The sequence below is a fragment of the Risungbinella massiliensis genome (genome assembly GCF_000942395.1).
Classification (GTDB): Bacteria; Bacillota; Bacilli; order Thermoactinomycetales; family Thermoactinomycetaceae; genus Risungbinella; species Risungbinella massiliensis.
Map to the genome: position 1 here is coordinate 642,517 of NZ_LN812102.1, position 12,137 is coordinate 654,653.

General features: G+C 37.3%; 11 protein-coding genes and 1 pseudogene. 9 read left to right on the forward strand and 3 right to left on the reverse strand.

Annotated elements, in window-relative coordinates; translation table 11 throughout:
* Positions 1-142: 142 nt before the first annotated feature.
* On the reverse strand, positions 143-1,192 hold the full coding sequence (locus VJ09_RS03655; protein ID WP_044640290.1) for an NAD(P)/FAD-dependent oxidoreductase: 1,050 nt from the start codon (positions 1,190-1,192) through the stop codon (positions 143-145).
* A gap of 178 nt (positions 1,193-1,370) precedes the next feature.
* On the opposite strand from VJ09_RS03655, the gene VJ09_RS03660 reads away from it, so the two are divergent.
* The 4 genes from VJ09_RS03660 to VJ09_RS03675 are packed head-to-tail and all read left to right on the forward strand — an operon-like array spanning position 1,371 to position 5,153.
* Positions 1,371-2,225 carry an ABC transporter ATP-binding protein gene (locus tag VJ09_RS03660; RefSeq protein ID WP_044640291.1) on the forward strand — a complete coding sequence of 285 codons (855 nt, stop codon included), beginning with the start codon at positions 1,371-1,373 and terminating at the stop codon, positions 2,223-2,225.
* Positions 2,167-3,078, forward strand: coding sequence for an iron-hydroxamate ABC transporter substrate-binding protein (locus VJ09_RS03665; RefSeq protein ID WP_044640292.1), 912 nt, complete (start codon positions 2,167-2,169; stop codon positions 3,076-3,078). The genes VJ09_RS03660 and VJ09_RS03665 overlap by 59 nt, the downstream gene beginning before the upstream one ends.
* A 45-nt stretch (positions 3,079-3,123) precedes the next feature.
* Positions 3,124-4,149 carry a FecCD family ABC transporter permease gene (locus VJ09_RS03670; RefSeq protein ID WP_147635425.1) on the forward strand — a complete coding sequence of 342 codons (1,026 nt, stop codon included), beginning with the start codon at positions 3,124-3,126 and terminating at the stop codon, positions 4,147-4,149.
* A complete protein-coding gene (locus tag VJ09_RS03675) occupies positions 4,146-5,153 on the forward strand; it encodes a FecCD family ABC transporter permease (protein WP_044640294.1) in 1,008 nt (335 codons plus the stop codon). Before VJ09_RS03670 ends, VJ09_RS03675 begins: the two co-directional genes overlap by 4 nt.
* 107 nt (positions 5,154-5,260) lie before the next feature.
* Here the strand turns inward: VJ09_RS03675 and VJ09_RS03680 are convergent, their stop codons facing one another.
* Positions 5,261-5,818, reverse strand: coding sequence for a YdcF family protein (locus VJ09_RS03680; protein ID WP_082050391.1), 558 nt, complete (start codon positions 5,816-5,818; stop codon positions 5,261-5,263).
* Positions 5,819-6,785: 967 nt separating this feature from the next.
* Between VJ09_RS03680 and VJ09_RS03695 the strand changes: the two genes are divergently transcribed.
* The 3 genes from VJ09_RS03695 (at position 6,786) to VJ09_RS03705 (ending at position 9,307) form a co-directional block, all read left to right on the forward strand.
* Positions 6,786-7,463, forward strand: coding sequence for a hypothetical protein (locus VJ09_RS03695; RefSeq protein WP_044640298.1), 678 nt, complete (start codon positions 6,786-6,788; stop codon positions 7,461-7,463).
* Between the two features lie 23 nt (positions 7,464-7,486).
* Positions 7,487-8,383, forward strand: coding sequence for a tyrosine-type recombinase/integrase (locus tag VJ09_RS03700; protein WP_230199127.1), 897 nt, complete (start codon positions 7,487-7,489; stop codon positions 8,381-8,383).
* Positions 8,384-8,638: 255 nt separating this feature from the next.
* Positions 8,639-9,307, forward strand: coding sequence for a Type 1 glutamine amidotransferase-like domain-containing protein (locus VJ09_RS03705; RefSeq protein ID WP_044641569.1), 669 nt, complete (start codon positions 8,639-8,641; stop codon positions 9,305-9,307).
* A gap of 361 nt (positions 9,308-9,668) precedes the next feature.
* On the opposite strand, the gene VJ09_RS03710 is transcribed toward VJ09_RS03705, so the two are convergent.
* Positions 9,669-10,337 carry a LysE family transporter gene (locus tag VJ09_RS03710; protein ID WP_044640299.1) on the reverse strand — a complete coding sequence of 223 codons (669 nt, stop codon included), beginning with the start codon at positions 10,335-10,337 and terminating at the stop codon, positions 9,669-9,671.
* Positions 10,338-10,595: 258 nt separating this feature from the next.
* On the opposite strand from VJ09_RS03710, the gene VJ09_RS03715 reads away from it, so the two are divergent.
* Positions 10,596-11,147: a DJ-1/PfpI family protein gene (locus tag VJ09_RS03715; protein WP_044640300.1), complete on the forward strand. Its 552-nt coding sequence runs from the start codon at positions 10,596-10,598 to the stop codon at positions 11,145-11,147.
* Positions 11,148-11,401: 254 nt separating this feature from the next.
* Positions 11,402-11,839 (forward strand): annotated as a pseudogene (locus VJ09_RS03720) (Rrf2 family transcriptional regulator).
* The last annotated feature ends 298 nt before the right edge of the window (positions 11,840-12,137 follow it).

The following is a 12,137-nucleotide window of genomic DNA, read 5'->3' on the forward strand; positions in this document are numbered from 1 at the left end:
GTGCCATTTGCAATAATTTTAGAAGGAAGACAAAAGTGTTGCTGAGATACTCTCATTCGGATGACACAGTTTAATTGAAGCAAAAAACCTCAAAAGATAGGAGCACTTGAGTACGATGCTACATTGAAACAATGGATTTCCTTTATCTCATCATCTGTTTCACTAATTCTCGATTTCGCTGTTTGAAAATATCATTATGCGAAGAGATCATTCCGACTTTATTTGCGTCTGGCTCGATAAACTGTTTGGCTTTGTTTACTGCATTCGCAGCATCTTGAAAAGCACCAGCTATTAAATGCAATTTACCATCGTGCTTTAAAATGTCCCCAGCAGCATAAAGCCCTCCTATTGATGATTCACTATTAGCATTACCTGCAATATAATAATTTTCCGTCATTTCAATATGTAAATCACTGTTTTCCAGTAATGTTGCATCGCGTTCATAACCATGATTAATAATTATTTCATCTACTGGCAAATACGTAACTTCTCCTGTTTCTCCATTAATCAATTCAACTCGTTCTACGACTTCATGATTTGCACTAGCTATTAACTTTCGAATCGATGTATGAAAAAAACAAACCACAGAACTATTTATAAGTTGCGTTACTTGTGCTTCATGACCTGTTAAAGCATCTTTTCTATATGTTAGGTACACCTTTTTAGCAATTGGCTCTAATTCATTTGCCCAATCTATGGCAGAATTCCCCCCACCTGAAATAAGCACTGTTTTATTTTTGAAGCGCTTTAAAGACTTCACTGTGTAATGTAAATTAGACACTTCGAATTTTTCTGCCCCTTCGATCTCTAATTTTTGAGGCTTCAGTATTCCACTGCCAACAGCAACGATGACAGTCCTTGAATAATGTTTTTGACCGGAAGTTGCTTGTAATACAAAGATACCATCTTCATTACGTGTAATGGATTCCACTTTTTCGTTTAAGACGACAGTTGGATTAAATGTTAATCCCTGCTCTACTAGCTGTTCCATTAACTTTGCCCCTGGAATTGGCGTTTGCCCTCCAACGTCCCAAATCATTTTTTCTGGGTATACATGTATTTTCCCGCCTAATTGTGGTTGATACTCAATTAACTTTGTTTTCATTTCCCTAAGTCCACTATAAAAAGAAGAGTACAGACCTGCTGGTCCTCCTCCAATCACTGTCATATCAAATATTTCTTGCTGTTCCATTCCTGTTCACTCCTATATAATAAAAATGCGATTGATAATCATTATCGATTACATCATATGCTTTTCCTTTGGTTATTACAACCAAAATAATGATTGACATGGAAAAAAGTTCACTTTATAGTTATGATGAAATTGATAATCATTATCATCTATTTGACAAAGAAATGGAGGTTTTATATTGGTTCGCCTATACACAGATAACTTAAATATTAGCTATGGTGAACGTATCATTGTGAAAGATCTCAATATACAAATTCCAGATAAAAAAATCACCACCATTATCGGTTCTAATGGTTGTGGAAAATCTACACTTTTGAAAGCGATCACTCGTATTATTTCGTATCGATCTGGAGCAGTCATATTAGATGGCAAAAATATCTCAAAAGAAAATACCAAGATACTCGCTAAAAAATTAGCAGTTCTTCCACAATCACCCGAAAGTACGAGCGGTTTAACTGTAGGGGAACTTGTATCCTATGGTCGTTTTCCTTATCAAAAAGGCTTTGGACGTCTAACGAAAAAAGATTATGAGGTCATGAATTGGGCACTTGAAGTTACGGGTATAAAAGATTTTCAATTCCATACAGTAGATGCATTGTCAGGAGGACAACGTCAACGTGCTTGGATTGCAATGGCTCTTGCACAAGAAACAGAGATGCTTTTCCTTGATGAACCTACAACCTATTTAGATATGCATCATCAACTAGAGATTTTGGAACTCTTGCAAAACTTAAACATGGAACAACAACGTACTATTGTGATGGTCCTTCATGATTTAAACCAAGCCGCTCGTTTTGCTGACTATATCATTGCCTTAAAAGACGGGAACATAGTGAAGGCTGGTGATTGTGAGGAAGTTATGAATCATGATGTGCTAAAAAAAGTATTTCATATTGATGCTGAAATGGGTCGTGATCCACGGACGAATAAACCGATGTGTCTTACATACAACTTACTTAAAGGAGACTGTGAAAATGAAAAAAAGATGGCTTCCATGTCTTCTCCTATTCTTTCTCATTATGAGTGCATGTAGTAACGAAACAAACAACTCTGCCAAAGATAAAAACAAATCCGATACGATTACATATGAATCTGAAAATGGACCGATTGAAGTTCCTGCTAATCCGCAACGTGTTGTCGTACTGTCTACTTTTGCTGGTAATGTAATGGCATTAGATGTAAATCTTGTTGGTGTAGATTCTTGGTCTAAAATGAACCCACGCTTTGCGGAACAATTAAAAGATGTAAAAGAAGTATCCGATGAAAACTTAGAAAAAATTATAGAGTTAAATCCAGATTTAATCATTGGTTTATCCAATACAAAAAACATCGAAAAATTAAAAAAAATTGCCCCTACTGTAACGTATTCTTACGGAAAAGTTGATTATCTCACACAACAATTAGAGATTGGAAAACTTTTAAATAAAGAAAAAGAAGCACAAGCTTGGATAGATGATTTCAAAAAACGAGCACAAGCAGCCGGTGAAGACATTAGAAGAAAAATCGGTGAAAACACTACTGTTTCCGTCATTGAGAACTTTGACAAACAGCTTTACGTATTTGGCGATAACTGGGGCCGTGGCACAGAAATTCTTTACAAAGAAATGAAATTAAAAATGCCAGAAAAAGTAAAAGAAATGGCTTTAAAAGATGGTTATTATGCCCTGTCGTTAGAAGTTCTTCCTGATTTTGCTGGAGACTATATGATTTTCAGTAAGAATCAAGACTCTGATAATTCATTTCAAGAAACAGAAACATATCAAAACATCCCAGCCGTTAAAAATAAACAACTATTTGAAGTAAATGCAAAAGAGTTCTACTTTAATGATCCATTAACATTAGAGTTCCAACTTGACTACTTTATTGATCGATTTCTTAGTAAGTAATGAGAGTGAACTCTTATCTTAAGAGTTCCTCTTTCTTTTATACCAATGAAAGAAGTGAGCATAGTGATAAAAAATCAGAGTCCTACCCTAGTTGGATACAAACTGATTTTAGCAACTCTTGTATTAATCGGTACGTTTATACTTGCTTGCATCTTCGGGGCAGCCGATACCACAATTCGAGATGTATGGTTAGCACTTACTTCAAACGTTTCCGGTGATAAAATTTCTATCATTCGTGAAATTCGCTTACCACGTGAAATTGCGGGGATTTTTGTTGGAGCTGCATTAGCAGTATCTGGAGCTATTATGCAAGGTATGACTAGAAATCCACTTGCAGATCCAGGATTATTTGGATTAACTTCTGGTGCAAATGCAGCATTGGCAATTACGGTTGCATTCAGTCCTACAGCAAATTATTTCGATATTATGGTTGCTTGTTTTACTGGAGCCGCTGTCGGAGCAATGATCGTTTTCGGAATTGGCGCAATGACAAAGGGCGGTTTTTCTCCACACCGAATTGTATTAGCTGGCGCTGCTGTTTCTGCATTCTTACATGCGATTGCAGAAGGGGTTGGAATTACCTTTAAAATTTCAAAAGAGGTTTCGATGTGGACTGCAGGAGGAGTTATCGGAACTTCATGGAATCAACTCCAAGTGATTGTTCCATTTGTTTTCATAGGAATATTTATTTCTCTTCTCCTTTCGAGACAGCTTACCATACTTAGCTTAAATGAAGAAACAGCAGTTAGTTTAGGTCAAAAAACAATACTAATAAAAACAATTCTTTTTATTATCATTATTCTACTTGCTGGTGCTTCTGTTGCACTAGTCGGGAATATGGTATTTATTGGTTTGCTGGTTCCTCATATGGTTCGTGCGATCGTTGGAACTAATTACCGTTATATCATACCGATGTCCGCAATATTAGGAGCCATTTTTATGCTTATGGCTGATACCCTTGGTCGAACAATCACTTCCCCATTTGAAACACCTGTGGTAGCCATCGTTGCGATGATGGGTTTACCTTTCTTCCTGTTCGTCGTGCGTAAAGGAGGAAAAGAATTCTCATGATACACCCATCTATCATAAAAAAACAGCGAATGACCCTCTTTATATTATTATTTTTTATTACCATTACAATCGTAATTGGCACAGGACTAGGATATTCCTCCCTATCGTATGATCGACTGATTCCAACCCTAATAGGACAAGGGACGTTCAAAGAAGAGTTTATTTTGTTTTCTATTCGACTACCACGAATTTTTATCACACTGTTGGCAGGTATGGCACTTGCATTAGCTGGAGCTATTTTACAAGGTATCACACGTAATGATTTAGCAGATCCTGGTATTATTGGTATTAACTCTGGAGCAGGTGTTGCAATTGCAGTTTTCTTTTTATTTTTCCCCATCAATGTTGGTTCCTTTATTTATCTACTTCCAGTTGTTGCTTTTGTCGGTGCTTTATTAACTGTTTGTCTGATCTATCTATTTTCCTATAAAAAATACGAAGGTCTACAACCAGTAAGATTTGTGCTAGTGGGGATTGGAATTGCAACGGCGCTTTCTGGGGTAATGATTGTCTTGATCTCATCTGCTGAACAAGAAAAAGTAAATTTTATCGCCAAATGGCTGGCAGGAAATATATGGGGTACCGACTGGCCATTTATCTGGGCTATTCTTCCTTGGTTAGTTATACTCATCCCATTTACTTTATACAGAGCAAATAGATTGAATCTACTTAATATGAATGAACCTACTGCAATCAGCGTTGGTGTATCGATTGAAAAAGAACGTATTGTGCTACTCTTAACTGCTGTTGCACTAGCAGCATCTGCTGTTTCTGTTACTGGTGGAATTGCCTTTATTGGACTCATAGCTCCACATATCGCAAAAGCATTAATAGGACCTAGAAATCAATTATTTATTCCCATTTCGATTCTTTTAGGTGGATGGCTACTATTATTAGCAGATACAATTGGACGTAATGTCGTTGACCCAGATGGGATCCCAGCTGGTATTTTAGTAGCATTAATCGGTGCACCCTATTTTCTGTATTTAGTATTAAAAAATTAAAGATAGCACAGAATCCCTTTAGAATATGTTCGTTCTCAAGGGATTCTCTTTTCCACTTTTACCTTCTTTTATGTTAGAGATTTATGTTAGAGAACACTTATTAGAAACTAAAATCCGTCAAAAGAAAGAAATGAAGCACTTATGCTGTACCCCATATAAAAAAACAGTTCACGTAAGAAAAATGGTATTTTTGTTTTCCAAGTCTTATATACAGAACTAGGTGTTGGAGAAGAATATGCTTCCATATTCAAGTTTTCTGCCATGGCAAGAGAGCGTTTCATATGTAAGGGGTCACTTACGATAATAAACGACTTTAGACCATCTTTTTGGGCAACTTCATAAGCATATCGTATATTTTGCTCCGTAATGATCGATTTCGTTTCTATTAAAATATCTTGCGGATCAACATGACGGTCTATTGCATATTGTCTAGACACTTCTGACTCTGGCATCTCTTTTTTATTAAATACACTACTCGCTCCCGTAAATATAATTTTCTTTACATACCCATTTTGGTAAAGCCAGATCGCATGATTAATTCGCTCTTCTAATACAGGTGAAGGTTTGTCATTCCATACTGCTGCACCTAACACAATAGCTGCATCGGCATGGTGCAATTGATTTATTTTACTGAAAGACCAAATGGAATAAGCAGAGTAAATCATTCCTAAACAAAATATACATACCAGTAAGAGTAGTAGCTTATTTAGATATTTCTTGATAAAAATATCCTCCTTGTTTATTCTTTCTCCTAGATAATGTGATCCGAAAAAAACAAAGATGCAATAAATATAAACAGATATTCAAAAATGGTAAATGCATTTCCGATTGTCATGTATTTGAGGATTTTTTCTCTCGTATTGAACCAAGGCGCAAGTAAAACCAAATATTCTGGCCCAGATAAGGCTGACCAGATGAATAGCACACCTTTCCATGTTTTCATCGTCCATTCATATGGTATTAACGGAAATAGATCATGTATAGTAGCAAAAGGCTGAAAAGGGAAGTTCAATAATAACAAAAGCATCCAAGCTGTACACAAAAAATGACGCTGAAACGGATCGTATTGGCCATCCCTAGTGAAGCAACATACCAGCAAATAAGCAAAATGAACAGAAGCATCCAATTCGTATTCACTGAAGGGAAGATGAATTGTTGTGCTACTTCTATATATCCGAGATAATTACTGTTACTTTTAATAAAATGAAACCGATTCCTATGAGGGCTTTTAGATGTCTTTTTGTAACCGAGAATGTACTATTATATATAGGATCTGATCTGCACCCTTCACCTAGTTTCTACTATTATATCTGTCCATTTTTGAGTGAGCAGCTGAGCCTTCCTTGACCATCCCTCTTCTTGCTTGTCCCTCCCGTTTGGGATATAGCTAACATAATTTTTCTTTGGAGCAGCTGAGGTTGTCTTGGTCTCTTTTTGAGGATTTCCCCCTGGCACTTTCTTGTCTGTTTTTACTATACAGCATATGCATTCTGTAATATTTTTTATTCCCAAACTATCGCAATTACTTTACAGAATACGTCATAATTTAGATGTATCTAACTTTACGGAATACGCAAACAAGGAGAGGGTTGTTATTTACTATCTCGATCAGTTTATAAGTAGGAGGAACTTATGAGAAATATTGATAAGGTTAAACAAAAACTTGATCAACTTGATATTATCCCAAAAAAAGCATGGGAAGTTTATACAGATCATTTAGGCTTTGCTTGGACTGCTAGTGTAAATGATTTGATCTGTAATTACATAAATACCAAACAAGTTTTTGATATTGTTACAGGTAATGTGGTAATGGGAAAAAATTTAAAAGATCACTTTCGAGTAAGAGATTTTCATCGTGCAATTCATGAGATATTAGCCCTATCTGAAGAGAAAGAAGAAATGTCTATTGAAAATATCCATACAATCTATTTATTGCTGATGTGGAATTTGGATATAGAACAAGCAGACCAAATCCATCATACAGAAGATCTACAAAAACTTATTCATTGGGTAAATCGAGGAACTTCACATCCCATAGATCAAGCAGCTATCTTATATGGAAAGTTATATAAATCCAAATACTTTATAGAATCCGAAATGATGGCCAATTTACTGGCAAGTTGGTATTTATTAACTAAAGGATACACACCTATTGTTATTGGTACACCTGATAAGAAAAAGTTTCTCGAAGCTCTAGAAATTTATTCTCGTACGAAAAACAGTCAACTATTAGTGGAAATTATTGAAAAGGCACAAGAGTTAACATTAAACCTTTACTTGGATGAGATAAGCGAGATTACCCGAAGTTAACTGAAGTCTTACAAAGCTTGGAGGTGTTTAAAATTAACTATCTCGATCAATTCGAAAAGTGGTTACTCGAAGAGGGAAAAGGAAAACTGACAATTGAAGTGTACAAAAGATCAGTGACCCAATTCATTGAATGGTTTGAAGAAACAAATGATACGAAGTTTGGTCCACGCGATGTCACTACTTTGGATATGCAAGATTGGAAGCAGCATATGCAGGTAGGTGAAAAGATTGCTCCAGCTACGATCAACAAGAGAATCTCCTCATTAAAGGTATTTTGGAGTTTTTTAATTGATTCAAATCTGGCCAATGTAGATATTACGAAGAAGGTTAAGACAAAAAGATCCTCCAAAGTAAGTGAAGCACCACGTTGGTTAGAGCGAAAAGAAGTAGCTAGAATTCTTCATGCTATTGAAAGCGGGACCAACGAATGGAAAAAAGCGAGAGATAAGGCAATGGTCCTCTTCATGTTAAAGGCTGGTCTAAGAATTAGTGAAGTGAAAGATCTCGACTTAATGGCCATTGATGAAAATCATTGGAGGGTAACCATTACTGCTGGGAAGGGTGGAAAATGGAGACTTGTACCTATGAACAAAGATCTTATTAATAGTTATACGGAATGGAAGAAAATACGTGGTGAAGTTGATTGCCAGCAGCTGTTTGTTACAAGAAAAGGGACACCAATTACAAGACAAGGAATCCATGATCAACTTAGAAAGTATTTCAAAGTGGTGGAAGATAAAGAGGTTTCAGCCCACTGTCTAAGGCATACTTTTTGTAAATCTTTGATCGATCAAGGAGTAGATATTCAAAACGTTGCATCATTAGCAGGTCATGAGTCTATTGAAACTACTCGACGGTACACAACTGCTTCCGAAAAAGAGCTCAGAAAAGCAGTTGCTTTAATCAGTGACGAAAGATAGAAGGGGATATTATCGATTGGATCAGAAAAAAGGAGCTATTGAAAGATAAACCGAATATCTTATCTATATATTTAACCATCGAAGAAGTGATTTCTTTGCCCGACCTTTCAGGATATGGCAGTTAGTAAATCAACAAAAGAAATGCGTAATAATCTTAAAGGTTTACGTGAAAAAGAACTGAACTTCGGACCCTAAGGAGGAAAAACATATGTCGCATATTATTTGGAGGATTCCAAGTCCTCGGAGACGTTTGGAATGAAACTTCTGCTAACTTCCGCGGGCGTCAATAACTCGACTATCCACAACGCGCTGGTTGACATGCTGGGCAAGCCGATCGCCGACTCCAACGCTCTGTGCATCCCTACCGCGATGTACGGACACCCCTGGGTCGGTCCCGGCGTCAAAGCCTGGCAGTTCATCAGCGGGAATTCCGAGAATCCCATGGTCGACCTGGGCTGGAAGTCTGTCGGCGTTCTAGAGCTCACAGCGCTGCCAAGCATCGACGAAGACTGTTGGGTGCCTCTTGTCCGGGAGACGGACGTCCTGCTGGTGGCGGGAGGCGACGCCCTCTACCTTTACCACTGGATGCGGCAATCCGGGCTGGCAGACCTCTTGCCATCACTGGATGCAGTTTATGTGGGAATGAGCGCTGGGAGCATGGTGATGGCCCCGAATATCGGTGAAGAATTCGTAGGCTGGCGTCCGCCCACAGGGGGAGATAAAACACTGGGTCTGGTGGATTTTGCGTTGTTTCCTCACCTAGATCACGAGATGTTACCGGACAATACCTTGGCCAATGCAGAAAAGTGGGCCGTCGGCGTCTCAGTGCATGGGTACGCGATTGACGATCAGACTGCCATCATAGTGACCGATGGGGCCGTTGAAGTTGTTTCCGAGGGGCAATGGAAGCTGTTCACCCCTTAACACCGAGATGGTCAGCCCATTAGTTCGCGATTTTTTGGTTGCAATGAAAAAAGCCTGATTTCTTCACTTAAATTGAGAAATTAGGCTTTTTAATATTGAATTTTCCTTAACGCTGTAAATCCGCATTTTCCTGACATTACCCCTTTTTGCTGTATTATCTCGAAACTAGTCTTCAACAATCCTGCCCTTTAACTTAATACCAAGTAAAACACCTCTTTATTTTTGCTTATTATCATTCCCATTCTGTTAAATTAGAATGCAGCATCCAACTTTCATAAACACTAATGACTTGAGTTATAGACTTAACTTTTTTGTGTCCAAGATATTGACCTAAGTCCACGATTTAAAATCTAACTATTGATTAGTAAAACCACCCTTCCTTTTTAGTGCATACCATACTTTGTAATTCCAAAATAAATTCATATCCAAAGTAAACACTAAATCCAATCAATAAAATTCCGGCAATAATAGAAACCCATTTTATAGCTTTTTGATTAAGAAATTGCCTGCTATAATGCACAAAAAAGGATAAAGCAACATCATGAATTAATATGCCCACGATAATACCACTCGCGACAAATAAAAAAGAATTGGAAGACTGTTTTTGTGTGATCGTTGAAGCAAGTACCGTTCCTAGAATACCCATCCAAAATACAATATAACCTGGAGATATAGCGATCATCACACCTGAAAAATAGGATTTCAATAGTGATTTCTTTCCTTCAATGGTCGCCTCAACTGATAATGCTGCAGAGGATTCCTGTATATTTTGAATTCCTAAATACAATAAAAAGAAAAATCCAAGAAGCCGCATGAGTAGTTGGATCCCTTGCGGGTTTATTATTGAAGAAAATCCAAAATAAATGAAAAAAAATAGGATGAGATCAACCGTCATTCCTCCTAAACCTACTGACCATCCATGCCAGAACCCTCCCCTTAAGCCTTGTTTTGTCATTTGAATCGTAACGGCACCTACAGGGAGGGTTAGAGAAAGTCCTAACAATACGTATGTAAGAAAATCGTTTATCAACTTTGTTTCTCCATATGATCATCTATTAGCATACCATTATACATAAAAATAAAATAATAGATTGGTATCATGCTTGAAGAGATTTCTGTATAAAGCCTCAGAAACATCAATTGAAGTAGTGTCGATCCATATTTGCGAAAAATGACTTAATGTCCTTTCAATATTTATGTATATTTTTTTGAGCCTTTAAGCAATATAAATTTATTGGGTTGTAACTTATAATTTAACTATTATTTCATTAAACAGGAGGCTATTTTCGTGAGCAAAAAAATACTCATTGTTACAGGAGATGCGGTAGAAGCACTCGAGGTTTTTTATCCTTATTACCGTTGTTTAGAGGAGGGGTATGATGTAACGATTGCTTCTCCTGCAGTCAAGAAGCTGCATACAGTTGTCCATGATTTTATAGAGGGAATGGAGACGTTTGTGGAAAAACCAGCTTACGATCTTAAATCTCATGCCGCATTTACTGATATTAGCCCAGAGGAATTTGATGGCCTGATTATTCCAGGAGGTCGCGCACCTGAATATATCCGTATGAATGAAGCTGTGACACCTATTATCAGTCACTTTTTTCAGGAAAATAAGCCTGTTGGAGCAATTTGTCATGCGGCTCAGTTATTGACTGTTATTCCTGAATTGATGCAAGGGCGAGAATATACAGCCTACCCTTCTTGTAGACCTGATGTGTTGGCCTGTGGAGCAAAGTACATCGACGAACAGATACATATACATCAAAACCTTGTATCGGGTCAAGCTTGGCCGGATCTACCAGGATTTATGCGGGAATTTCTTAGTTTACTGAAATAGGTGTTCATATTCAATTGAATATGGAGAACAAATTAATGGACGTAATGGGTTTCCTGATCCTCAAGACTCCATACTTTAACCGTAAAGCTTTTGCTCTGCTGTTCTTCTTTTTTATAAGTTCACTATAGGCATCTGTATACTTAATAACTATGCCATTGTAATTTTTTCAAACACTTTACGCTTATCTAGAAGTTCAATACCTTGACATCCGTTTTTGGTGAAACTACAACGGTTACATCGAGAGGGTGAAAGATATGAAAAAAATTAGCAGTCGTTTTTCCGTCGCTGTTTACATTCTATCTCTCCTCGCATTAAGCCCATCTCCATGAACATCCGAGTTTATTGCAGAAAGCGTCAAGACTTCCAGTTATCATTCGTAGGATTATCGGGAAGCTGAAAAAAGCTGGATTAGTCAATGTACGACCTGGAGCTGGAGGGGCATACTTAACGAAAGAGAAGGATGAAATAACGTTGCTTGATGTGTATCGGGCAGTCGAAGTGGTCGAGGAGAATGAACTCTTTCATTTTCATGAGAATCCCAATCTTGAATGTCCAGTAGGTGCTAATATCGAATCTGTATTTCGATCCAAGATGCTTCAAGCCCAAATGGTCTTAGAACGAGACTAGCTCAAGTTACACTTGCGCAATTGGTAACGGAAATTAGCGAAAAAACTGGCTCATTAGAGAGCTAATTTTTTCAAGTCCGTTGTAACCAATTTTGGTTATACTACCATCTCTTGAAACCCATTTTTAAAAGAAGGGAAGGATTTACGAATGTCAAAAAGGTCCTTAGAAAAAAGAGGCTATCCAATTGTTTTTTTGTTTCCATAGAATAACAACGCTTTATTCACGAAGCAAAATAATGTAAAATTCGGATTTAAATTCTGATCGCCTTAAAAAACGATCCATATCGCGGATTCGACCCTTGTGGTCAAAAAAGAGGATTGCCTTTTAATGGTGATCCTCTTTTTTAGTAGTTGTGATTATCTA